Source organism: Gottfriedia acidiceleris (assembly GCF_023115465.1).
Classification (GTDB): domain Bacteria; phylum Bacillota; class Bacilli; order Bacillales; family Bacillaceae_G; genus Gottfriedia; species Gottfriedia acidiceleris_B.
Map to the genome: position 1 here is coordinate 686,307 of NZ_CP096034.1, position 23,950 is coordinate 710,256.

Genomic DNA, 23,950 nt, shown 5'->3' on the forward strand with positions numbered 1-23,950 from the left:
AATAAAATGATATCAAGTCTCGTTATAATGAAATTGTAAATTAATAGCTTTAAGAGAATTAGGCATTTATAACGCTCGGGAAAGAGCAGTAGTAAATATGAAGAAAATTGTAGGTGAGAAGAATGAACGCAGCTCTATTTAAAGAAATTCAATCTATATGCCTAGAGAAAGGCTGGACAAAAACTGATTTGGCTCAGAAGTCAGGTATTCATATTAGTGAAATAAGTCGTATTTTCAATCATAAACGCTCGCTCACACTAAAATATTTGGATGCCATTTCAGAAGCTATTGGGTTAGAGGAAGGCGCACTTTATTCATATTTTTATGAGGAGTGTTTTAATGAAGAACAAATTTTGGACAAGCGTAAAAGTGTACAGTTTTTATTCAAATGCTTTACGAATGGTTACGAGGAGCATTGTCAAAATCTGTTACATGTTATGACAACTGAAAAATCAGTTACGATTCAAATCGATTATTTAAATTATATTTTTTTTGTTGCAGAAGAGCTTTTTAAAGCTGGAAAAGAAGAAAAAGCTTTGACTTTGTACGAGATTATTATTGAATGTGATTCGAAGGACGTTTTAGAACTGTTGGCAATTAGTTATTATAGGCGTTTTTATATTTTAAGAATGACAGAGGATGGTCATCATGCATTGACATTTGTGTTGGAGTATCTGTATTGCATGCCGAAAAAAGTTAGAATGGAAGCATATTTATGGATCTCAGCTTTCTATTATAGGCGCGAGCAATGGGAAGAGGTGCTTTACTACGCTGAGAGATTAAGGAAATTGGTTAAAAACGGAGAGTATTATGGAAGAGCACTTATGTATAAAAGCTTTGCACTTGCACGTCTAGGGGGCTCATTAGAAGAAATTATAGAACTTACAAACCAGTATGCCGGGGTTAATGATTATTTTGCTGATTTAGCTATAGGAAATCGACTTGCTTCTTATTTAGATTATGGACAGCTTGAGTATGTAGATCAATATCTTAGTTGGTTAGAAGATCGAGAAGATGTATATGTTGGATTACCAAAGGTGCTTGAAGCTTTTATTCGATTAAAACGATTAGATGATGCTAAAAGAATCCTAGATTTATATCAACATACAATTGAAGAATTGATAATAGTTGCCGAACCATGGTTAAAACAGAAGGTGCATTTGGATTTTCGTTATGCATATGCTTTTTATCAGTGTGAAAGCCTACTGTTGCCAAATGGTTTAGATGAATTACTGGATGTAGCTTATAAGGCAAATCAAATAGGCAACTTAGAAAGATTTAATAAATGTCTGTTAATATATTGGAGATATAAGGAGCATGCGACTTCGGACCAAATAAATAAGTATATACAACTATTAAGTATTGATGGTATTAAGGAGAGTTCCTTACGCAATTTTACATCGTTCTATTCCGTTGGTTTGACGAAGAAATAACATATAAATAAATTTTTTAAAAAATATAATTTGACATAATTTTCACGAAATAATATGATATCAAGTTTCTTTATAATGAACTTAGCAAAATCTAGGAACGACAATTCACCAAAAGCTGCGACAAAGTATAAACGTAAAACATTAGCTGATGGTTTAGAAGCACAAGGATTAGGGTAATTCAATAACTAGTCAAACGGTAACCTCCATAGGGTTACCGTTTTCATGCTGTTGAAAAACTACCTTGTCAATTAATTATCAAATTTTCGTGAAAGGAGTAGAGTGATGTTGATTTCCATTACAGGATGCTCGCTTTCCATGGGGCGAGATTCTTTAGCCTCCTCGGCAAGCCTGTGGGGTCTCAGCCTTCCCGCTTATCCCATAGGAGTCGAGCATCCCTCCATTCCAATCAACTTATTCATCTAAAAATGTCTGCGATAAACCCTAATCAAATAGCCTTTCCTTAGAGTAATCTAACTTTAATCAGATTGTAGATCAATTAATATTGAACATTTATTAAACTAAACAATCGAATTTGTTTTCTAAAAAAAGCTTATAATATTTTTAACGTCTAAAAAAATCATTTCTATTGTTATTGAAATAATGAAATTGCTCAAACATATTAACATTTAAAATCATTCAAAGAATGCTAATTTTTTCATTATTAAATGTTCATTTAAAGTCCGTTTTCCCTATTGACGTGTTTATATTTCAACACTCTGCAAACGGTAACCTCCATAGGGTTACCGTTTTTCATGCCAAAGAAAAATGAATGTGTCAACTATACATGGGTTCTTTATTCTTAAGGGGCATAGCAGACTTCTTTCTTAACAACAGATTGTTTGTAGTATCTGGTCCTTAAATTTAAATAAATTATTGATTATTTTACCAAGGAATTGTGAAAAATAACTTGATGCAGAAGAAATCTGATCCATTATACTTAAACAGTTAAATAAGAATAATTTTAAAAGATTAATAAACGATGTGATACAATGGATTAGTCAATTTTTTAGTAAATATATGAAACAACCATTATTATTTATAATGATAGAAAATAGAAAGTAAGGTAAATTTAATGAATAAATTTTCTAGTTTAGGTTTAAGTGAGGAATTAACTGAGTATTTAACTGAATTAGGGATAACTGAGCCTACTCCGATTCAAGAGAAGGCAATTCCAATTGTATTTGAAGGTAAGGATTTAATAGGACAGGCGCAAACAGGAACTGGTAAAACATTTGCGTTCTTATTTCCAATCCTAGAAAAAATTAATGTAGAATTACCACATACACAAGCATTAGTCGTTGCTCCAACAAGGGAGTTGGCCCTTCAAATAACTGCTGAGGCTAAAAGGATTGTTAGTGAAGATTTTGGAGTACTTGCTGTATACGGCGGACAAGATGTTGAACAACAAGCTCGTAAACTAAAAAGTGGTGCACATTTAATCATTGCAACACCTGGTAGACTTTTGGACCATCTAAGACGAGGAACAATAAAATTAGATAAAGTTGATTTTCTAGTGCTCGATGAAGCAGACCAAATGTTACATATTGGATTTTTACACGAGGTAGAAGATATTATCAATCAAACTCCTGTTTCGAGACAAACCTTATTATTCTCTGCTACAATGCCAGACCAAATCCAATCACTTGCAAAGCGTTACATGAAAAAGCCAGAAATTATAAAAGTAAAAGCTAAAAGAATCACACTAGATGAAATTGAACAATTAATCATTGAAACAACAGATCGAGGAAAATTAAATGCCTTATTGAATCAAATCAAAGAAGCAGAGCCGTTTCTAGCAATCATTTTTTGCAGAACAAAAAGAAGAGCTAATAAATTAAATGAACAGCTAAAAGGAAAAGGTCTTTTATCTGAAGAACTACACGGAGATTTAACCCAAGGCAAGCGCGAAAAAGTTATGAAATTGTTCCGTGAAGCTAAAATACAATATCTTGTAGCAACAGATGTAGCAGCTAGAGGAATTGATGTCGAAGGTGTTACTCACGTATTCAACTATGATATACCATTGGATACAGAAAGCTATGTACATCGAATTGGAAGAACAGGACGTGCAGGAGATACTGGTATTGCGATTACATTTGCTACTCCAAAAGATTTTCAAGATATGAGAGTAATTGAAAAAGAGCTTAATCTTTCAATTAAGAGAATAGAAATGGAAAGAGGAGATAGTTCAGGCAGAGCGGATCGAACAGAAAATGCAGGCAGAACAGGAAGACCGAGAAATGCAGGCAGAACAGAAAGATCGAGAAATGTAGGCAGAGCGGAAAGATCAGCTAGTGCAGGTAGAGCAGAAAGAACTGGAAATTCAGGCAGAGCGGAAAGATCAGCTAGTGCAGGTAGAGCAGAAAGAACTGGAAATTCAGGCAGAGCGGAAAGAACTGGAAATGCAGACAGAGCGGAAAGAACTGGAAATGCTGGTAGAGCAGAAAGAACTGGAAATGCAGGCAGAGCGGGAAGAACTGGAAATGCAGGTAGAGCAGAAAGAACTGGAAATTCAGGCAGAGCGGAAAGATCAGCTAGTGCAGGTAGAGCAGAAAGAACTGGAAATTCAGGCAGAGCGGAAAGAACTGGAAATGCAGACAGAGCGGAAAGAACTGGAAATGCTGGTAGAGCAGAAAGAACTGGAAATGCAGGCAGAGCAGAAAGAACTGGAAATGCAGGTAGAGCAGAAAGAACTGGAAATTCAGGCAGAGCGGAAAGAACTGGAAATGCAGGTAGAGCAGAAAGATCAGGTAGTGCAGGCAGAGCAGAAAGAACTGGAAATGCTGGTAGAGCAGAAAGAACTGGAAATGTAGGTAGAGCAGAAAGATCAGGTAGTGCAGGTAGAGCAGAAAGAACTGGAAATGCAGGCAGAGCGGAAAGAACGGGAAATGCAGGCAGAGCAGAAAGATCAGGTAGTGCAGGCAGAGCGGAAAGAACTGGAAATGCAGGTAGAACGGAAAGAACGGGAAATACTGGGAATTCCACACGAGGCGAAAGAACAGAAGGTGTTGGAAGAGCAAGAAGTACAGGGAGAACAAGAAATGAGGGCAAATCTGGTAGGAGAAGTAGATAAGAAAAATACGTGAAGAGTAGGTAGGGAGATTGTTGTAGTTATACTCCTAAAGTGATTTTGGGAATGTCTTTTCCCTTAAAAATGAAATAAACAGGTGATTATATGACGCAGAATGGATTTAGAGAGGAAAAAGAAGTTCACGACATGGAGGAATTGAAAGTCCTTATTGAAGAGGCAAAGGAGTTTATTCAGTATGGAAAAGTAGCCAACTATATTCCTGCTCTTGCAAAGGCAAATAAAAAGGATTTATCGTTGGCTGTGTTTTTACCTGATGGACGACATTTTGAAGCTGGTAATACGAGCATTCGTTTTACTTTGCAAAGTATTTCGAAGGTAATTTCGCTAGCTTTAGTTTTAATGGATCGCGGAGAAGATTTTGTATTTGAGCGAGTAGGAATGGAGCCCACAGGTGATCCGTTTAACTCAATTGCAAAATTAGAAGTTAGGTCTGCTGGAAAGCCGTTAAATCCAATGATTAATGCGGGGGCTTTGGCAGTTACAAGTATGATTAAAGGTCATAGTATAAAAGATCGCTTTCAACGACTTTTAAACTTTATGAGGGTTTTAACAGATAATAAGGATCTTTCTTATTCGAAAGAAGTTGCTACATCTGAATTTGAAACAGCGCACTTGAATCGATCGCTCTGTTACTTTATGAAAGAGCATGGAATTATTACTGAAGATGTAGAATTGTTATTAGATTTATACACAAAACAATGTTCAATCGAAGTAAACTGTTTAGAAATGGCTAGAATAGGACTTATTTTCGCGCTTGATGGTTGGGATCCAATTTCTAAAGCGCAGCTTATACCTGAAAAAATAGCAAAAATTTGTAACACTTTTATGGTTACTTGTGGGATGTATAATGCATCGGGTGAGTTTGCGATTAAAGTTGGAATTCCTGCTAAAAGTGGTGTTTCTGGCGGTGTTATGGGTGCGGTACCTCGCCGATTTGGAATTGGTGTCTATGGACCGTCACTTGATGAAAAAGGAAATAGTATAGCCGGTATAAAATTATTAGAATTACTGGCTTCACGATATAATTTGAGTATTTTTTAAGATAGAGGGCTGTCCATAAGTTAGGTTGATTGACAAGTGGGCAAGCCCTTTTTATGTGATGTAGGGTATCTTGTCAGTATTGTTCATTTGTGGGGGATTTTACTGCTACTTCTTATAGTAAACTAGCAAATTTTTTTCGTTTTTTATTCGAATAGAGAATACTTAGAGCAGTTTTGGCTATTATTCCATTTGAAAAGCAACTTCAGTACAATTATTATGTTCTAATACCTTTACCACTATAGGTATTTATCAAACTTATTTGCGATTTTCGAAATTTAATTGCAGTTCGTCGTTTTATTTGCACCAAAAGTCCCGCTCCTCCTATAATTTCTCTCCTTAGTCCTGTTATTCCATAATCATCCATATATAATAAGGTCTTTAGTTTCCCTTTTTTTGAATATTTTGTGTATAGTAAGGGTAGACGCAAAAAAGGGAGATAGGAAAATGGACTCACTATTATTACTTTTTATTTTAGGAATCGGCGCAGCAGTAGTTGGAACATTAGCAGGTGGTGGAGGATTAATTACACTCCCGATGATGATTTTTCTTGGCATTCCTATTCAAACGGGTATTGCCACAAATAAGTTTGCTTCAGGTTTGGGATCGTTTAGTAGTATCCTTTATACAATTAAAAAGAAAGATTTTAAGGCCTCAGTCATTTTTCAATTTATATTCGTTTCGTTTATAGGTGGGGGAATTGGTGCATTTGTAACGAGTATGTTAGATGAACATGTAATGAATATTGTAGCGTTAGTTTTATTAACTGGTTCGTTATGGCTAACATTTGCAAGTAAAAAGTGGAACTATGAAACTACGAATAAAAGTGGTGTTGAAAAGCAAACATTGCTAGATAAGGGCATCTTAACGGGGATTGGTATTTATGATGGGGGTTTCGGTCCAGGTTCTTCGACATTTGCAATCTTGTATTTTATTAAAAAAGGATTTACTTATGTTAATGCAGTTCAGTTGGCTAGAGTATTAAATTTTGGGAGTTGTTTATCAGCATTTATTATATTTTATATGACAGGTCATTTCCAATGGAAAATTGCTGTGACGATGGCTGCTGCTTCAATTGTTGGTAATCAAGTAGGGCTAAGATTTGCAGAATTTGTTCCAATGAAGCTAGCCAGAATTCTATTAATTTCAGTTTCTGTTTTATTAATTGTTCAAGTAAGTTTAAAGTTATTTGTATAAACGAAACAAGGTCTGTAGTATATATAGGCCTTTTATTTTTTTACTTAAAGGTAATTTTTTCCACTTAGTAGAATAGCTTAAATAATCAAAATTGTAAGAGGTGACTGTAGTGAATCTGAAGGAATATCAATGGGTAAAAGAAAATCGTGAGGCATTGTTAAATTTTTGTGGTGAATTAAAGCCAGAGGATTTTACTCGTAAATTAGACGGGTTTGGATTCCAAAGTGTTAGAGAAACTTTACTACATATAGCTGAATGTTATATTGCATGGATTGGATCATTTATATTATTGAAAACGAAAAGTCCAATTACGCCAAGGGAAAACGTTGTAAATCTTAGTCTTGATGATATTAAATCAAGATTTGAACAAGCTGATTTATTCGTGGGTGAATTATTTGATATGAATGTTGACTGTTTGAATAAACCAATTGTTAGAAAGATTCCATGGAGAGTTCATAATGAAGAAATAGCATTCACACCAATGAAATTGCTAGTACATACGATCACACATGAATATCATCATAAAGGACAAATTGTCTCGATGGCTCGACAGATGGGTTATATTCCACCTAATACCGATGTTTTAGGTACAGAGGATTAAGGGGGGATAAAATGAATTTGAGGTTGGCTGAAATAAAAGATATTGAGCAGTTAATTAAGATGAGATGGGATTTTACTTTAGAAGATTACGAGACGGAAAGAATTAAAGAGAGCGAATACAATGACTTTTTCAGTGAATGTCGTGAATTTTTACTAAATGCAATTAACAGTGAACAGTGGCATATATGGGTCGCTGAAAGAGAAGGTACAATTGTTTCCCATATTTATATTGAGCTTATTCAAAAAGTACCCCGACCTGGTAGAGTGACTAATCCTTTTGCTTTCATGACGAATGTATATACATTAAAGGATTATCGAGGGAAGGGGATTGGAGGGAAATTAATCTCCCAAGTTAATCAATGGGTAAGCGAAATGAAGTTCGAATTTGTTATTGTGTGGCCAAGCGAGCAAGGTGTTAATTTTTACAAGCGAAACGGTTATAATCAATGTATTGAAGCAATGGAGTATTTTCCAAATTTAGATAAATAATCTAGGAGAATGATTTATGAACCAATTAGATACAGCTTATATAGACACTCCGTTAGGTACATTAAGGATCGTTGGAAATGAAAAAGGAGTAGCGTTTATTGATTTTGTCAAAGAAGAGAATGACGAAATTGAAAAAAAGGTGCCACCTTCATTAAAGGATGCAGGAAATGAATTGATTGAATATTTCAGTGGATCTAGGAGGGAATTTAGTATTCCATCAATTGCAAAAGGAACTCCTTTTCAAGAAAGTGTGTGGAGAGAACTAGTCAAAATTAAATATGGGGAAACTGCTTCATATGCGGATATTGCAAACCGAATAGGGAACCCAAAGGCAGTAAGGGCAGTTGCGAATGCAAATGCAAGAAATCCATTAAGTATCATCGTTCCATGCCATCGCATTATTGGGTCAAATGGTAAGCTAACAGGCTATGCTGGTGGACTGTGGAGGAAAGAATGGCTCTTAAATAGAGAGCAGGGAAGAGAGACGTTTAAATTATAAAAAAAAGAGCAGGAATAATGGAAGCGTGAAGAGTCAATATTACTCCGACTTCATTATTCTTACTCTTTTTTATTCTTTTTGGTCGTTATCGTTATTAATGTTTATTTCGATATTTGTTTCAATGTCGTCATCAATAATCTTATCTGCGAATTTTGCTTTTTTCCTTAAATTGATGATCCTAGATATATTAACAATCACTACTTTACAAATTGCATAGGTTGGCACAGCTAAAACCATACCAAGTACACCAGCAAAGTTACCAGCGAATAATAATAATAAAATAATCGTTAAAGGATGAATATTTAACTTTTTTCCCATGATATATGGTGAGATTAAGTTTGAATCAATTTGTTGAACAATTACAATGATTAGTACAACGAATAACGCTAATTTTGGAGAAATTAGAGCTGCAACGATCACTGCAGGTGCTCCACCGATAAACGGGCCAAAGTAAGGGATAATATTTGTAATAGCAGCTACTAACGCTAAAATTAAGGCATTAGGTATTCCGATAATACTATATCCAATAAATGTTCCAATTCCAACAAAAATACAAACAATCGTTTGTCCTTGAATGTATGAAGCCAATGTTTCACTTGTTTCATTTGCAATATGAATTGCTTCATTCCTTAAGCTTTGCGGTAAAAAACGAGACATCGCAGCTGGAAATTTATGACCATCTTTAAACATATAAAACAGTATAAATGGAGCTGTTAATATGATTAACGTTACATTACTTAAAATATTGAAAAACGCACCAATTCCACCAGTTATGCCACCGATAAATACTAGGGCATAGTCTGCAACTTTCTTTTCTAAATCTTTAATCTCAACGTAATTTTGACTTCCTAACCACTTCTCTAATAGGCCAATCTTATTTGTTGCTTCATTTACAATTGTTGGCATATTATTTACTAAATCTTTAAATTGTTCAGTTAAGGTTGGGAATACATTAATGATAGATACTACAGCAATTAAGATTAATCCTAGATAGAGAAGAAGAATGCCTATAGAACGGGGCACTTTTTTTCGCTCTAAAAAATCAACTATTGGTGCAAATAGGAAGTATAGAAAGATTGAGACAAGTATTGGCGCGAATAAAGTACTTATTAAAATAGCAATTGGTTGAAATAAGAATGATATTTTTGTTCCAACGAATAAGACTAAGAATAATAATAGTAGTTCGATCGTCCAAAATAATAACTTAGAGTTTTTATACAATTAATATCCTCCCACTATATTTTAATTAAAAAACTTATGTATAAATACCATATTATAACAAAAAGAGATGCTTGTAAAAGCATCTCTCGATGGATAAAACTAAAAATTTAATTACTCGACTGTGCGGTTCTTTTGAAGTACCTTTTACTGATTTGGTTCAGTTATTGTTTGCATTGTACCTGTTTTATGCTTGTTGCCACTATAGAAACGGAATAAATCACCGTAAACAATATTATCTGAAAGTGTTAACTCTTTTTTTGCTTTATCAATTAATAGTTTCGCTTCTTGATCAGGAACTTCTACTTTCTCAGCAGTTAGTCGATTAAAAAATTCATTAGAGCCAGCTACATAATAGTATTTACTTGTAACAAAGCTTCCATCACGGAAAACAATGAATTCCGAATAATCTGGGCTAAATAAATCTTTACCAAATTCAATATCCGTTTTTGTATCAACGCCTAACAGATGAAGAATCGTAGGTTTTACATCAATTTGGCCAGCAACCTTTGAGATTGTTTGACCTTGTTTTTGCTTAGGTAAATGAATAATAAGTGGCGTACGTTGTAAATCCATATGGTCATATGGAGTAATTTCGTCTTTACCTAAGAACTGAGCCATTGCACGATTGTGGTTTTCAGAAATACCATAATGATCACCATACATAACAAGAATTGTATTATCATATAGACCTGATTTTTTCAGACCTTCAATAAAATGTTTAATTGATTCATCCATATATCGTACTGTCGTTACATAACGATCAAGTGTCTCGTCACCAGAATTATATTGATCAATGTATTGATCTTGTGGATCAAGTACGAAAGGATAGTGGTTCGATAAAGTTAAGAATCTAGTATAAAACGGTTGTTTCACTTGTGATAAAAGAGGGATTGATTGTTTAAAGAAATCTTCATCCTTTAATCCCCAGTTTACCGAGTTTTCATCAGTAATATTATAATCCACTTCATTAAAGTAGCGATCGTAACCTAAAGAAGGGTACATTACATTTCGATTCCAAAAGCTTTTATTATTTGCATGGAAAACAGCTGAGTAATATCCTTGATCTTTTAAAATTTCAGGAGTAGCCATATATTCGTTATTTGCATGTGTAAAATAGACAGCACCGCGGTCTAATGGATATAAAGAGTTATCAATAATGAACTCAGCATCTGATGTTTTTCCTTGACCAGTTTGGTGATAGAAGTGGTCAAAATAATAACTTTCTTTAATGTATTTATTTAAAAATGGAGTTATTTCTTTACCATTAACCTTTGCGCCAATTGTGAAATTTTGCATTGATTCTAAAGAAATAACAATAACATTTTTACCTTTATATTTACCGAAAAGCTTTGCATTTGCTTTTACGCCGTTACTATTTACATAGTTTTCAATTTCAGTTAATTTACTACTATCTGCAAAGGCCTTTTGTGTTGAAGTCTTTGTTTGAAGTGATAAATCATAACCTTGGTAAACATATAATCCAAGATTTTTTACAAGCATTTCACGATCAAACGAACGAGTAAGCAATTCAGGTCTTTCCATTTCAGCTAAACCTAAGTTTAAAACGGCAATTGCTATCGTCATTAAATAGTAAGTTGACTTCATAAATGAAGGGACACGACCAGTGTTTGAAAATTTAGGAAATTTCTTTGAGATCAAATACAAGATAAGAATATCAATAAACATAAATAGAATTTTAAAGCTTGCTAGTTCTTTTACACTTGATCCTAAATCACCCATATTACTAGTTTGGAACAGCACTGGTAATGTTATGAAGTCGTTAAAGAATCCGTAAAATAAAACGTTTGCACATAATAGCAAAGTTAAAATGAAATTAATCAAAAGCGCGATCGTATTACGTTTTTTCCCTTTGAAAAAAAGTGAGATCCCTACAAGGAATAATGAGGATGCCAAAGGGCTAATAAATAATATTACATTTTGAAAAACTGTATCAATTTTTAAATCGAATCCAAACAGAGTAACAATATACGTTTTTAGCCAAACTACTAACGCAACCAGTAATACGAATCGTACACGTGAAAATGTTGCTTTAATTGAAGTAGGCATAGTCCTAATCCCCCTTAAATACAAAACAAACTAGCGGTCATTCACTAGCTTTTCTTTAAATATGCATCTCTCTAAGTCGTCAAAATTTATCGTACTCCGTTTAATTTTAAAAATCAATAGGAAATACAATTTCGTTATGTAAATCTGTTCGACAAAATATTCTAACTACTTATAAAAAAAAAGAAATAGGCTACTAGTAAGCCGATCAGACTGTTGACAAGCGCTCGCTTTCTTCGTTACTTCGTTTGTCTGCGGTGCTCATTACCGTCTAGGGTAACTCCGCTCCTCATCAGCCTTCGTGCCTCGAAAGACAAGCACCTGCAATGAGTCTGATCATCAAGTTATTAGAACTTTGTCTGCTACAACCTATTTCTTTCCATTTTATGGACAACTATCTTATTCTATGCTTCTTAATAATAATTTTTTTAACATTGGTTTTAATTGAAGTCTTAAATCTTCTGCATTTGAGGCAATTAAGTAATGGTGCTGATAAATATTTTTCATTAATTGTGAAGTTTCTTCTTGATGTTCTTCTTCCTCAATGAATGTACCGATTACCTCAATTCCAAGTTTTCTAGCTTGTTTAACTGCTTCATGCGTATCGATAATCCCATCCTGGAAATAATCTAATGCTGAAGGCTCACCATCTGTAAACACGAGCAAAAATTTATGCTTTTCCGAACGTTTAGCGAGCTCTTCTGAAACAATTCGAATCATTAAGCCGTCACGATTATCCTCTTCTTCTTGAAGCTGCATGATATTTGGACCTACAGAAGGTGATAAAGAGCTTGAAAACGGAATGACTTGATGTAAAATATTTGGTTTGTTTTCTTTTGTAGCATTTGAAGCATCCTCCCAAAAGCCACTAATGCTATGAGAAATTTTTAATTGTTTTAATGTTTCATGGAATAAAATGACGCTTTTTTTTACTTCATCCATTTTATTAAACATCGATCCGGAGCAATCAACTAATAAGTAAAAAACAGCATCTAATTCTTTCGATTCAGTTTGTTTTTTATAAAACATTTTAGGATTTTCTTCTGTGAAAAGTCGAATCCATTTTTTATTTAATTTACCATAGTATTTATCAGTAGGTGCATTTTGTTTATTTTCTAACGATTTTTCAATCGTTTTTCTTAGTTCTTTAACATCTTTAGATACCATGGAAGACAAAGTAGAATACTGTTTCTTTTCAGTAACTGTTTGCCCACTTGCTTCTTTATATTTAATAGAAACATTACTATTGTATTTACCAAAAGTATTTTGCTGTGAAGAGGATGAATTCGTAGCCTCATATGAATTAGTTTGTTTTGATTTTTTATTCTCTCCTTGTTGGGAGGAACCAAAAGCATTTGCAATTGCCTGATCGCCGGCTTCTTCTTCTCGTGCAAAATTTGCTTTAATAGAAGTTTTTGTACCACTTTCAACTTCAAATCGTAAAAAATTATCATCTGTTTCATTATTTTTACTTTCTCTATGCCAGGTTGATAATCTTTCATCTTCGCTATTCCTTTCATCAAGGCCCTCTTGCTGGTCATCATTTTGAAGCTCTTTTACTTTACTATTACATGAAGCTAATTCGTTAATTTTATTTAACGGTAAATAGCCAAAGTATGTGTGAATCATATCTTCTTTATACAGTGAGAGTAGTCTCTGCTGCACCCTAAATACAATAGAAGAAATATCACTTGTTTTCTTAGCTTCAAACGCTTGGAAGAGGATGGGTAAAATATCCTCGAGGTGTTCATTCGTTTGATAAGTTAATTGAGTAGAAGTAAGTGAAAGATAAATTAAACAAAACAATTGATCTATTTGGAAATTACGCATTTCATTTGCTTTGAATTGTGATTGGAAATAATGTCTATATATTTTTTTTCTCGTAGAAAATAATTGTCTTGTACCTGGTCTTTGCTGAATAATTAACTCTTCAAGTCGGATATCTTCAAGAAGGACAAACAATTGTGTGAAAAAACTTTTTAAATGAGTTTCTTGTAATTCCTTTAGTGTTTCTTTGAACTCACTAAAATCTGAGTAATGTTTATTACCTAAAGCTTTTAAGTACACATCTGATTTCAAACCTTGTAACTGTGTACTATGCTCTTGTGTATCCCAAAAATGACTTACAGTAAATTTTTGTTCTTCATCGTCGTAATACGCCTGAAAATCAAATTCTAAAAATGAATTACGATCTTTCGAAAGAGAAATCGATAAATTTTCCATTTGAAGAAAAGTGGAAGCGTCGATTTTTTTATTGTTAAAAATGATTTGTTTCATATGTTAATCATCACTCATTTCAAGAAAGAAAATAACTTTCAGCTAGTTCTCTAACAGTCTGGCGCTCAATGTCATCACTTAATTTAGCGATTATTGTGCGTTCAATTGCTCGAAGTACTGGTATATGAACAGATAAATCACATGCGTCAAGAACACCGCGAATACTTGCCGCATCTTCACTAATTCTGCCTTCACTTGCTAATGGAATTAAATCACTTGAAAAGCTTGTGAATTTCTTAAGTAAATCTTCATCTTTTAGCTCAGATTCATCTTTTAATAATTGAAGTAATGATTCCCCGTTAATATATGGAACATCTATAATAATGAAGCGATTTTTTAAAGCTTCATTTAATTCACTTGTTCCTACATAACCTTCATTTATTGCAGCGATTACTCTAAAGTTTTCGTCACCTTTTACTACTTCTTGAGTAAATGGATTTGTAATCATTTTTCGATAATCAAGTGCACCATGTAGTAATGGTAATGTTTCTGGTTTAGCCATGTTAATTTCATCGATATATAAAATATGACCTTTTTTCATTGCTTTCATTAATGGTCCATCGATGAATACTACTTCAGATCCGTTCGTATTAGAGGCAATTGTGTTGTATCCAACAATACCTTCTAAATCTAAATCGACTGAACAGTTTATGCTATGCATCGGTTGATAAAGCAATTTTGAAAGAGTCTCAGCTAAAACCGTTTTACCACTTCCTGTTGGACCTTTTAATAATATATTTTTACCAAGAAGAAGGGCAGTAATAGCATCTTCTAAAATCGTTGTGTCTTGAGAAACATATTGTTTTGTTCCGATTAATAATTGCTCTTCTTTTAAAACTTTTTGAATTTGTTCATTATATATTAAATTTAATTTTTCATTAATCGAATTAGAAAGATTTAGTTTTGTATTCATAATTACTCCTTTAAAGAAACATTGTTCAATTTGAGATTATTCATTTTTGTATTAACCATTGTATTATCGTATATCCGGATTGTGAATGTCTTGTCCACTTTTTTAGTGAATTTGCTAATACAGTAACTATCTTTTGAGTATAACAGTTTGTTGTTTAACTGGAAAGTTTTCAGAGTGAATTACTATATATATGAAGCAAATGTAATTTAGTGGAAAGAATTAGTTGTTTATATGAGTTAACTTCTAAATTATTTTGTTCAATGTTTCACAATATGTTCATAATATAAGTGAAAGTTTCAGTTCATCGTATGATAAATTAAATACGTAATCTGTTATATACTTAATTAACTTTCTGTATTATATGCAGAAGAGGAGGAGTAATACGATGGAACAATGGAGACAATTTGAAACTGGACGATGGGAAAAATCGATTGATGTAAGAAACTTTATTCAAAAAAATGTTAAATCTTATGTTGGGGATGAATCTTTTCTTGTTGGGCCAACAGATGCAACTAGCAAGCTTTGGGATATAGTACTTAAATTATCTAAAGAAGAACGCCAAAAGGGCGGAGTTTTAGATATGGATACGAAAATTGTATCTACAATCACTTCACATGAACCTGGTTACTTAGAGAAAGAATTAGAGCAAATTGTTGGATTCCAAACGGATAAACCTTTTAAACGATCATTACAACCATATGGTGGGATTCGAATGGCTGAGGCAGCTTGTGAATCCTATGGATATAAAGTTGACGAAGAAATAAGCAAAATATTTTCAGAATACCGAAAAACACATAATCAAGGCGTATTTGATGCTTATACAGCAGAAATGAAAGCAGCAAGACGTTCGGGTGTTATTACAGGTCTACCTGATGCATATGGTCGTGGAAGAATTATAGGTGACTATAGAAGAGTTGCATTATATGGTGTAGATCGACTGATTAAAGATAAAATTGATACTTTAAATAAAACGACAAGTGTTATGTCAGAAGAAGTAATACGAGATCGTGAAGAACTAAATGAACAAATCCGTGCATTAAATGAATTAAAACAAATGGCTGCAAAACATGGATTCGATATTTCTGGACCTGCAACAAATGCAAAAGAAGCTTTCCAATGGTTATATTTTGGCTATTTAGCAGCAATAAAAGAGCAAAATGGAGCAGCAATGAGCTTAGGCCGAGTATCGACATTTTTAGATATATATATTGAACGCGATCTTGAAGAAAATACTTTAACTGAACAAGAGGCTCAAGAATTAGTCGATCATTTTGTAATGAAACTACGATTAGTTATGTTTGCTCGTACACCTGATTATAATGAATTATTTTCTGGTGACCCTACATGGGTAACTGAATCAATCGGTGGAATTGGAATAGATGGTCGTCCACTTGTAACGAAAAACTCGTTCCGCTTTTTAAATACATTAGATAACTTAGGACCGGCTCCAGAACCTAACTTAACAGTACTTTGGTCAGCGAAATTACCAGTCGGATTTAAGCAATATTGCGCTAAAATGTCAATTAAAACTAGCTCAATTCAATATGAAAATGATGATATCATGCGTCCGGAATATGGTGATGATTATGGTATTGCTTGTTGCGTTTCTGCTATGACAATCGGTAAACAAATGCAATTCTTTGGTGCACGTGCAAATCTAGCTAAAGCATTGTTATATGCAATTAATGGTGGTAAAGATGAAAAGTCGAAAGCACAAGTAGCACCTATGTATGCTCCGATTACATCAGAGTATCTTGAATATGAAGAAGTAAAAGTTAAGTTTGATGTTTTATTAGATTGGTTAGCAGGCTTATACGTTAATACATTAAATTGTATTCACTATATGCATGATAAATATAGCTATGAACGAATTGAAATGGCACTACATGATGCAAATATAAAACGTACAATGGCAACAGGTATCGCTGGCTTGTCAGTTTGTGCTGATTCATTATCTGCTATTAAACATGCAAAAGTTAAAACAATTCGAGATGAGAATGGTATTGTCGTTGATTTCGAAATTGAAGGAGAGTATCCAAAATACGGAAACAACGATGATCTTGTTGATGACATTGCAGTTGAACTTGTTGAAAGCTTTATGGCTAAAGTAAGAAAACATAAAACATATCGTAATTCAATTCATACAACATCAGTTCTAACGATTACGTCAAATGTTGTATATGGTAAAAAGACAGGTAATACACCAGACGGAAGAAAAGCAGGTGAACCATTTGCCCCTGGTGCTAACCCATTACACGGACGCGATACAAACGGAGCGTTAGCATCATTAAGTTCTGTAGCAAAATTACCTTATGAAGATGCACAAGATGGAATTTCAAATACTTTCTCAATCGTTCCAAAAGCATTAGGTAAAGATGAGAGTACACAAAAATTAAACTTAGTAGCTATGTTAGATGGTTATACAGAAAAGGGCGGACATCACTTAAACGTAAATGTATTCAATCGAGAAACATTAATGGATGCGATGGCACATCCTGAAGAATATCCGCAATTAACGATTAGAGTCTCGGGTTATGCAGTTAACTTCATAAAATTAACTAGGGAACAACAAATTGATGTAATTAATAGAACTTTCCACGGTTCTATGTAAAAATCCCTGTAATTCATGCCTAGTGAGGGAAATGCTTCACTAGGCTTTAATGTTTTTACTAAATTAGGAAAAAAATAGTTAAGAGGTGAATGACAATGGTTTCAGGAAATATACATTCAATTGAAACTTGTGGAACTGTTGATGGACCAGGTCTTAGGTATGTAATCTTTACTCAAGGATGTTTATTAAGATGTCAATATTGTCATAACGCAGATACGTGGAAAATTGGAGTAGGTAAAGAAATATCAGTTGATCGAGTAATGAAGGATATAAAGACCTATATCCCATTTATGAGATCATCTGGAGGTGGCGTTACGGTTAGTGGTGGAGAACCATTATTACAATTAGACTTTCTATTAGAACTGTTTAAATCTTGTAGAAAAAATGGGATTCATACAACGATTGATACATCTGGTGGATGTTTCAGTACTGATCCAAACTTTCTATTAAAATTAGACGAAGTATTAGAATACACAGATTTAGTATTATTAGATTTAAAGCATTTTGATGAAAAAAAACATATAAAACTTACGGGAAAATCAAATGAGCAGATTAAATGCTTTGCTAAATACTTGGACAAGAGAAACATCCCGGTTTGGATTAGACATGTCTTAGTTCCTGGAATCACCGACTCTGAAGAGGATCTAATAAAACTAGGTGGCTTTATAGACACTTTAAGTAACGTGGAAAAAATAGAAATTTTACCATATCATCAATTAGGAGTTTATAAATGGGAAGTATTAGGATTAAAATATCCTTTAAAAGATATTCAACCACCATCAAATGAAAGTGTAAATCATGCTTATCAACTATTAACTCAAATGAAAGAATGTCAAACTTGTTAATACAACTAATTACTTTGAACTGTCCTTTAAATTTTAGTAGGCGTCTAACATTTAAAGGGCAGTTTATTTTACACTTTAAGTATAAATTGGCAACGAGGAAGTAAATTCGACGAGGTAGCCAATTTTAGGAATAAAGTATAAGTGCAACTAAACCTCTGTCTTCGCCTTAAGGCTTGCCAATCGGCAAGTTTTCTTTATAAGCTTTTTATGATTATTTAGACGATTGACTAAAATAAATTTGAGGTAAGTGAATATAATGAAAAATAGTTATTTATAGTTTCTTATTTTAAAGGGTGAAGAGTTATGAAGGAGTTTCGATTTTCTTGGTATGTTTTACTAGATGATCAGAATGGAATCGAAGGGGGATCTTTTGTTCGAGGAGAAAAAATTGAAGATGAAATGCATCGAATAAAAGAAAAACTTAGTAAGGAATATTATGTTAGACCGTCCTCGGTTTATATTATTGAATCAAGTGAAATTTAAATAAGATATTGTAAATTTTTAAGGGGTTTATACGGAGCATTATTGGTTATAAAGTTATTCTAGAAAAACAAAAAAGGCTTCCTAAGAAAGCCTTTTTGAATAAAATTATTTGCCTATGCCATTAAAATTAGTATAACCTGCAGCACGATCAGCTCTCTTAAATTCTTTTGCATATAATACTTCTTGAGTAGAACTTAAATTACGTCTCGTTTTATCTTTTCGTTTATCCACAAAAAACACCTCGCTAAGTTATAAAATCCTTAGTAAGTCTCTCCATTTTTTGTGGCTGATATACTAGTTTATGCTTCTTTTAAATGTGTAACTTCATGTTGTTGGTAATCTTCACGCATTGTATGCAATAAATAATTGTCTTTAGTAATTTCAAATAAATCGTATATTTCTTCATTTTGATTTATTTCATCATATAAACATTTACGTGATTCATTTGCTAATGATGCGTATGGTAGTTTACTTGCAGCATAAAAAGAGCGTTTATTAACTTTACGAATACGCATAAAAATAGAGTTGATTCCTAAATCGTGAAATAACTCATGGAAGAAAGCGTCTTTTGCTGGTTTGTTGTAACCCATTCCGTGAAAAGGTTTGCCTAACCAAGTTCCTAAAAAGCCATATCCATCTTCAATATCATGTAAAGAAATGTTACCAATAGGGTTACCCCACTCATCTAAGATTGTTCTTGATATCATTTTTCCTTGTTCTTCTAGTTCGATTGCTTGTTTTGTGATAAATAAGAATTCTTCGTACGAATTTGCTTTATGGCGCACAAAGGGAAAGACATCAGGATGCACCATAAGTTCAAAAAGTACAGAACAATCTTGTAAATCTCGCTGTTTCAGCATCTCTACTCCTCCTCATAATAAGGGTAGCGAAAGAAGGTTACGCCACCCGCGAAATTTTTGTGAGGACTAAAACAATAAAATGTAAAGTCCTGTGAAGTGCATTAATTATGAATAATTTTTAAATGCACCCTAAAATTTCGGGGTGGGAATCGAACCCACTAGGACCAGCGATTTACTGGTGGCTCACCATTTGCCTTTCCCGTTAAAATACTATATAAGAAAAGTGATTTAACACTTTCTATTTAATTTACCGCAAACGTTCTTACTATACTATAATAAACGATTTTGTTCAAATTGCAAACTAAAATTATTCGATATTTTTATACACAATTCTACCATCTATGACAGTGAGTAATGGTTTAGCCATATAATGAAACGGGTGATGGGACCATAATACTACATCACCATCTTTACCAATTTCTAAGCTACCAATTCTATGAGATAAATTAAGATTTTTTGCTGGATTAATCGTAATTGCTTTTAAAGCTTCGAGCTCAGGTAAACCTTCTCGAACTGCTATAGCTGCACATACATTTAAATACTGAATTGGCGTATAAGGATGGTCAGTTGTAATTGAGACACTTACCCCAATATCAGCAAGAGCTTTGTATGTAGTCCAGGATTTATTTTTTAATTCGATTTTTGAACGTCTAGTTAATGTAGGACCAACAGATACTTGAAGGTTTCGATCCTTTAGATGGTCAATAATTAAATGACCTTCTGTACAATGTTCAATTCGTATATCTAAGTTAAATTCTTCACCAAAACGTATAGCTGATAAAATATCATCTGCACGATGAGCATGAATTCGTACTGGAATTTCTCTATTTAAAGCTTTAATAATTGGTAAAATTCGAAAGTCATCTGGGTTATGCGAGTTTTTAGCTTCATAGAACGCTTCACGAAGCATTCCCATAATACCCATTCTAGTAATTGATTCTTTATTCCCGTTACTGTGAGTTCTTTTTGGATTTTCACCAAATGCAATTTTCAATCCAGACGGTTCTTGAATAATCATTTTATCGACACTTTTACCATATGTTTTAATTGTACAAGTTGTTCCACCAATTACATTTCCACTACCAGGCATAATATGAGCTGTTGTTATTCCATGTTGGATCGCATCAGTAAAAGCAACATCAAGTGGCAATATTCCATCCATTGATCGAATATGTGGAGTTAATACTTCAATTGTTTCATTCGCATCATTTCCAGCCCAACCAGTTCCTTCGTCATATAGTCCTAAGTGAGTGTGTACATCTATAAAACCTGGAAAAAGTGGTTTTCCTGCACATTCTATGACAATTGTTTGATCTTCAATCGAAAAAATCTCAGGTGCAATTTCTTTAATTTTCCCATTTTCAATTAACAAATCATGGTTATATAAAACTTGAGATGTAATGGGGAAAATGGTTGCATTTTTAAATAATAGATTCATGATAAATCCTTTCAAATACTAATTTAAAGTTAACAGTAAAGCTTCTTTTAAAGATGGGAATTGAAAGTTATAATTAGTTTGAATGGCTTTAGAAGGCATAACTTTTTGACCTTCTAAAACTAGCATACTCATTTCACCTAGTAATAATTGAAGGGCAAAATTTGGAACTCTTAATATATTTGGGCGATGTAAAGCTGCTGAAAGGGATCTGCTAAACTCGTTCATTGTTACTGGATTAGGTGACACTAAGTTGAGTGGGCCTCTAATTTCAGTATTTTTTATTGAATGAAGTATTAGTCCAACAACATCCTTCTCATGAATCCAAGATATCCACTGAGTACCTTTTCCGATCGGACCACCAATAAATAATTTATAAGGCAAAATCATTATTGGAAGGGCTCCACCGTTTAACCCTAAAACAAGACCAAATCTAGCGAGAATAGTCCGAATTCCCAGTTCTTCAGCTTTTCTGGCAACAGTTTCCCATTCTCTTACAGTTGATGCTAAAAAATCATTTGAAATAGGCTTGTCATGTTCATTAAAAGTTATTGATTCCGAGGTTCCATAAAACCCTATTGCGCTAGCATTAATAAAAAGGTTTGGACGATGGGCTTGTCTTTCAAACCATGTAATTAGAATATTTGTAGACTTTATACGACTGTGTAGAATTTTGTCTTTTAATTGTTTAGTCCACCTACCGCTGTTTATTGATTCACCGGCTAAGTTAATGACGACATCAATGGACTCCCCAAAAGAATTAGAGGTTAATTGATCCCAATTAATATAAGTAATAAATGGATTAGATGAGGTTTTTATATTTCTTGTGACAATATAACATTGAAATTCATGTCGAATAAATTCATTTATTAATTGAGATCCAATAAACCCTGTACCGCCTGTAAGAAGAATTTTCATCCACGCATCTCCTTAATACATAATATGATATTATTATTTTTATGTGTACATAAAAACAAAATTTATTTTGAGGTAAATTATGTCTATAATAACAAAAATTCAAGTTCAAAAATTAAATAAAGAACGATTTAATATTTACACAGATAGTGGTAATGGTGAAGAGTATTCATTTAGTGTAGATGCTGATACTCTTGTTAAATTTAACATAAAAAAGGGTCAATCATTTGAGCCATTTGAACTAGAAGAGATATTAAATGCCGATCAACTTAGAAAGGCATATCTTTCTAGCATTGTTTATTTATCGAGAATGATGAGAACAAAAAAAGAAATAGAACAATATTTAACAAAGCAAGAATTCTTAATTGATACAATACAAACTACAATTATCCGACTTGTCGAAGAAGGGTATATTAATGAAGAAAAATACGCTGAAAGTTATGTCCGTACGTCTATTAATACGACATTGAAGGGACCAACGATCATTAAGAATGAATTACTAGCAAAAGGTATTCACAATTCTGTAATAGAGAAAAGCTTAATTTTATTTTCAAAAGATAAACAAATTCAACATGCTCTTTCACTGTGTCAAAAAAAGGTTTCTGCACTTTCGAAGTACTCAACAAATCAAAAAAAGACAAAGCTTGAAGAACTGTTGAGAAGAAAAGGATATTCTGCTAACATCGCTTCGATTGCAATTGAAGAAACACAATATGAAAGTGAAGAAGATGATGAATTAGAAGCTCTATTAATACATGCTAGAAAAGCGAAAAAGAAATATGAAAAATTAAGTGGCTGGGAATATACTCAAAAAATGAAAACAGTATTATTTCGTAAAGGTTTCCCAATTGATTTAATTGAAAAAGCAATATTAATTTTAGAAGAGGAAGAACTAAATTAATTGGTTGTCTGTTATTAGCTTGATATAATAAAACTATCTAAATGATTTAGAGGAGACATAAAATGGAAATTCCAAAACGATATAGTGACTTAACGAAAGATGAATTAGTTCAAGAAATCAGCAATTTGAATCATCAAGCTAGAAAAGCTGAACAAATGGATATGATCAATGAACTTGAAGTTATACTTCGTAAAAAAACGATGGCTCAATCATATTTATTAGACGCAAGTCAATTTATTCCTGGCGAGCAATATGAATTAATTGAAGAACCTGGTGTATTATTTATGATCACATATATGAATGGTATTTTTGCTTGGGGTCATAAAAGCACTAATGAAGAAGAAATTGGAATCCCAATCGCATTATTAAAGAAACAAGGAACAAACTAATTCAAAAATATAAAATCAGACTGATTGAAAACTGACTACTTTACTAACGAGCGTTTGGCTGGCATTCAGTCTAAAACCAGGGACGAATTGCCCCTGGCTTTTTATTTTAAAGAATTAATCATTACTAGGATTACTTTTTGCCATTCTTCTTTGTGGACTTGTATTTATTTGACCATTAGGACGTATAGAAGCATTTTTTGATTTATAATCGATATTACCGTCAATTTTCATATCGTGCTTTTGTGCTGAAAAACGTTCGCTTTTTGTTGTCATTAAAAAAACCCCCTAGTTATTAAAACTAATTGATGAAATGAACCATCATCAATATGATGACCATTTTGAATTTAGATATGATGATAATAAATGTTTAAAAATTGGAAGGTGTAATTATATGGAGAAATATTTAGAGCAATTAACTGAGCTTTTATTAAAAGAAAACAGTCATTTAACATATTCACAAGCAAAAATTTGGGTTGAATGGCTATGGGAAGATTTTGAAGCTACTTATGCTAAAGCTGGAGAATATCATGGAGAACAAATGTCTAAAAAGGTTGTTCAACAATTTATATTCCAATATGGAAAATATTTGCATGAAACAGATATAAAAATTGCAAAGCCACCAGGTATAGAAATTATAGAAACGAAAGAGAAGGATAATCTTCTTCATTAATTAAATAACCCTTAGCAAA

Annotated in this window: 22 protein-coding genes; 13 read left to right on the forward strand and 9 right to left on the reverse strand. The window is 33.1% G+C overall.

The genetic code is table 11. From position 1 onward, the window contains the following. The first annotated feature begins 122 nt into the window (after positions 1-122). From MY490_RS03170 to MY490_RS03200, 7 genes are all read left to right on the forward strand, one after another. Entirely contained in the window at positions 123-1,433 is a 1,311-nt protein-coding gene (locus tag MY490_RS03170) for a helix-turn-helix domain-containing protein (protein ID WP_248267966.1), read from the forward strand. 1,072 nt (positions 1,434-2,505) lie between these two features. Continuing rightward, positions 2,506-4,506 (forward strand): DEAD/DEAH box helicase, encoded by a 2,001-nt coding sequence (locus MY490_RS03175; protein WP_248267967.1) that lies wholly within the window; start codon positions 2,506-2,508, stop codon positions 4,504-4,506. A 102-nt stretch (positions 4,507-4,608) separates the two neighbouring features. Then, positions 4,609-5,565, forward strand: coding sequence for a glutaminase A (gene glsA / locus MY490_RS03180; RefSeq protein ID WP_248267968.1), 957 nt, complete (start codon positions 4,609-4,611; stop codon positions 5,563-5,565). 444 nt (positions 5,566-6,009) lie between these two features. Next, positions 6,010-6,759, forward strand: a complete 750-nt coding sequence (locus tag MY490_RS03185; protein WP_248267969.1) for a sulfite exporter TauE/SafE family protein — start codon at positions 6,010-6,012, stop codon at positions 6,757-6,759. Between the two features lie 109 nt (positions 6,760-6,868). Then, the gene (locus tag MY490_RS03190) at positions 6,869-7,360 is read left to right on the forward strand and encodes a DinB family protein (protein WP_248267970.1); all 492 of its coding nucleotides are present in this window, start codon (positions 6,869-6,871) and stop codon (positions 7,358-7,360) included. 11 nt (positions 7,361-7,371) lie between these two features. After that, positions 7,372-7,848 carry a GNAT family N-acetyltransferase gene (locus MY490_RS03195; protein ID WP_248267971.1) on the forward strand — a complete coding sequence of 159 codons (477 nt, stop codon included), beginning with the start codon at positions 7,372-7,374 and terminating at the stop codon, positions 7,846-7,848. Between the two features lie 16 nt (positions 7,849-7,864). Then, on the forward strand, positions 7,865-8,347 hold the full coding sequence (locus tag MY490_RS03200) for a methylated-DNA--[protein]-cysteine S-methyltransferase (protein ID WP_248267972.1): 483 nt from the start codon (positions 7,865-7,867) through the stop codon (positions 8,345-8,347). A gap of 69 nt (positions 8,348-8,416) precedes the next feature. On the opposite strand, the gene MY490_RS03205 is transcribed toward MY490_RS03200, so the two are convergent. From MY490_RS03205 to MY490_RS03220, 4 genes are all read right to left on the reverse strand, one after another. After that, a complete protein-coding gene (locus MY490_RS03205; RefSeq protein ID WP_432707034.1) occupies positions 8,417-9,568 on the reverse strand; it encodes an AI-2E family transporter in 1,152 nt (383 codons plus the stop codon). Positions 9,569-9,712: 144 nt separating this feature from the next. Further along, positions 9,713-11,635, reverse strand: a complete 1,923-nt coding sequence (locus MY490_RS03210; protein WP_248267973.1) for an LTA synthase family protein — start codon at positions 11,633-11,635, stop codon at positions 9,713-9,715. A 396-nt stretch (positions 11,636-12,031) separates the two neighbouring features. Further along, positions 12,032-13,909, reverse strand: a complete 1,878-nt coding sequence (locus MY490_RS03215; RefSeq protein WP_248267974.1) for a vWA domain-containing protein — start codon at positions 13,907-13,909, stop codon at positions 12,032-12,034. A gap of 19 nt (positions 13,910-13,928) precedes the next feature. Next, a complete protein-coding gene (locus MY490_RS03220) occupies positions 13,929-14,822 on the reverse strand; it encodes an ATP-binding protein (protein ID WP_248267975.1) in 894 nt (297 codons plus the stop codon). 385 nt (positions 14,823-15,207) lie between these two features. On the opposite strand from MY490_RS03220, the gene pflB reads away from it, so the two are divergent. The 3 genes from pflB to MY490_RS03235 all read left to right on the forward strand — a co-directional run bounded on the left by pflB (position 15,208) and on the right by MY490_RS03235 (position 18,761). Further along, on the forward strand, positions 15,208-17,433 hold the full coding sequence (gene pflB, locus MY490_RS03225) for a formate C-acetyltransferase (RefSeq protein WP_432707035.1): 2,226 nt from the start codon (positions 15,208-15,210) through the stop codon (positions 17,431-17,433). Between the two features lie 95 nt (positions 17,434-17,528). Then, complete coding sequence (gene pflA / locus MY490_RS03230; RefSeq protein ID WP_248267977.1) at positions 17,529-18,278, forward strand: pyruvate formate-lyase-activating protein; 750 nt, start codon at positions 17,529-17,531, stop codon at positions 18,276-18,278. A gap of 303 nt (positions 18,279-18,581) precedes the next feature. Further along, on the forward strand, positions 18,582-18,761 hold the full coding sequence (locus MY490_RS03235; protein WP_091023201.1) for a hypothetical protein: 180 nt from the start codon (positions 18,582-18,584) through the stop codon (positions 18,759-18,761). Positions 18,762-18,866: 105 nt separating this feature from the next. Here the strand turns inward: MY490_RS03235 and MY490_RS03240 are convergent, their stop codons facing one another. The 4 genes from MY490_RS03240 to MY490_RS03255 all read right to left on the reverse strand — a co-directional run bounded on the left by MY490_RS03240 (position 18,867) and on the right by MY490_RS03255 (position 21,974). Further along, the gene (locus MY490_RS03240; RefSeq protein ID WP_069035250.1) at positions 18,867-18,992 is read right to left on the reverse strand and encodes a YfhE family protein; all 126 of its coding nucleotides are present in this window, start codon (positions 18,990-18,992) and stop codon (positions 18,867-18,869) included. 68 nt (positions 18,993-19,060) lie between these two features. Then, a complete protein-coding gene (locus MY490_RS03245) occupies positions 19,061-19,621 on the reverse strand; it encodes a GNAT family N-acetyltransferase (RefSeq protein WP_025671591.1) in 561 nt (186 codons plus the stop codon). 307 nt (positions 19,622-19,928) lie between these two features. Further along, positions 19,929-21,059 carry an amidohydrolase gene (locus tag MY490_RS03250; protein WP_025671592.1) on the reverse strand — a complete coding sequence of 377 codons (1,131 nt, stop codon included), beginning with the start codon at positions 21,057-21,059 and terminating at the stop codon, positions 19,929-19,931. Between the two features lie 18 nt (positions 21,060-21,077). Beyond that, complete coding sequence (locus MY490_RS03255) at positions 21,078-21,974, reverse strand: TIGR01777 family oxidoreductase (protein ID WP_248267978.1); 897 nt, start codon at positions 21,972-21,974, stop codon at positions 21,078-21,080. Between the two features lie 79 nt (positions 21,975-22,053). Between MY490_RS03255 and recX the strand changes: the two genes are divergently transcribed. Next, positions 22,054-22,872: a recombination regulator RecX gene (recX, locus tag MY490_RS03260; protein WP_248267979.1), complete on the forward strand. Its 819-nt coding sequence runs from the start codon at positions 22,054-22,056 to the stop codon at positions 22,870-22,872. Positions 22,873-22,934: 62 nt separating this feature from the next. Further along, a complete protein-coding gene (locus MY490_RS03265; protein ID WP_248267980.1) occupies positions 22,935-23,261 on the forward strand; it encodes a YfhH family protein in 327 nt (108 codons plus the stop codon). A 114-nt stretch (positions 23,262-23,375) separates the two neighbouring features. Here MY490_RS03265 and MY490_RS03270 read toward each other — a convergent pair whose 3' ends face one another. Further along, complete coding sequence (locus MY490_RS03270) at positions 23,376-23,534, reverse strand: small, acid-soluble spore protein K (protein ID WP_248267981.1); 159 nt, start codon at positions 23,532-23,534, stop codon at positions 23,376-23,378. Positions 23,535-23,652: 118 nt separating this feature from the next. Between MY490_RS03270 and MY490_RS03275 the strand changes: the two genes are divergently transcribed. After that, positions 23,653-23,931 carry a YfhJ family protein gene (locus tag MY490_RS03275; protein ID WP_248267982.1) on the forward strand — a complete coding sequence of 93 codons (279 nt, stop codon included), beginning with the start codon at positions 23,653-23,655 and terminating at the stop codon, positions 23,929-23,931. The last annotated feature ends 19 nt before the right edge of the window (positions 23,932-23,950 follow it).

Excerpts from the sequence above, each read along its gene's own strand:
- recX (WP_248267979.1), top strand. The coding sequence starts at position 22,054 with ATGTCTATAATAACAAAAATTCAAGTTCAAAAATTAAATAAAGAACGA.
- MY490_RS03265 (WP_248267980.1), top strand. The coding sequence starts at position 22,935 with ATGGAAATTCCAAAACGATATAGTGACTTAACGAAAGATGAATTAGTT.
- MY490_RS03255 (WP_248267978.1), bottom strand. The coding sequence starts at position 21,974 with ATGAAAATTCTTCTTACAGGCGGTACAGGGTTTATTGGATCTCAATTA.
- pflB (WP_432707035.1), top strand. The coding sequence starts at position 15,208 with ATGGAACAATGGAGACAATTTGAAACTGGACGATGGGAAAAATCGATT.
- MY490_RS03175 (WP_248267967.1), top strand. The coding sequence starts at position 2,506 with ATGAATAAATTTTCTAGTTTAGGTTTAAGTGAGGAATTAACTGAGTAT.
- MY490_RS03200 (WP_248267972.1), top strand. The coding sequence starts at position 7,865 with ATGAACCAATTAGATACAGCTTATATAGACACTCCGTTAGGTACATTA.
- pflA (WP_248267977.1), top strand. The coding sequence starts at position 17,529 with ATGGTTTCAGGAAATATACATTCAATTGAAACTTGTGGAACTGTTGAT.
- MY490_RS03195 (WP_248267971.1), top strand. The coding sequence starts at position 7,372 with ATGAATTTGAGGTTGGCTGAAATAAAAGATATTGAGCAGTTAATTAAG.
- MY490_RS03250 (WP_025671592.1), bottom strand. The coding sequence starts at position 21,059 with ATGAATCTATTATTTAAAAATGCAACCATTTTCCCCATTACATCTCAA.
- MY490_RS03215 (WP_248267974.1), bottom strand. The coding sequence starts at position 13,909 with ATGAAACAAATCATTTTTAACAATAAAAAAATCGACGCTTCCACTTTT.
- MY490_RS03185 (WP_248267969.1), top strand. The coding sequence starts at position 6,010 with ATGGACTCACTATTATTACTTTTTATTTTAGGAATCGGCGCAGCAGTA.
- MY490_RS03170 (WP_248267966.1), top strand. The coding sequence starts at position 123 with ATGAACGCAGCTCTATTTAAAGAAATTCAATCTATATGCCTAGAGAAA.
- MY490_RS03210 (WP_248267973.1), bottom strand. The coding sequence starts at position 11,635 with ATGCCTACTTCAATTAAAGCAACATTTTCACGTGTACGATTCGTATTA.
- MY490_RS03245 (WP_025671591.1), bottom strand. The coding sequence starts at position 19,621 with ATGCTGAAACAGCGAGATTTACAAGATTGTTCTGTACTTTTTGAACTT.
- MY490_RS03270 (WP_248267981.1), bottom strand. The coding sequence starts at position 23,534 with ATGACAACAAAAAGCGAACGTTTTTCAGCACAAAAGCACGATATGAAA.
- glsA (WP_248267968.1), top strand. The coding sequence starts at position 4,609 with ATGACGCAGAATGGATTTAGAGAGGAAAAAGAAGTTCACGACATGGAG.
- MY490_RS03220 (WP_248267975.1), bottom strand. The coding sequence starts at position 14,822 with ATGAATACAAAACTAAATCTTTCTAATTCGATTAATGAAAAATTAAAT.
- MY490_RS03275 (WP_248267982.1), top strand. The coding sequence starts at position 23,653 with ATGGAGAAATATTTAGAGCAATTAACTGAGCTTTTATTAAAAGAAAAC.
- MY490_RS03235 (WP_091023201.1), top strand. The coding sequence starts at position 18,582 with ATGAAGGAGTTTCGATTTTCTTGGTATGTTTTACTAGATGATCAGAAT.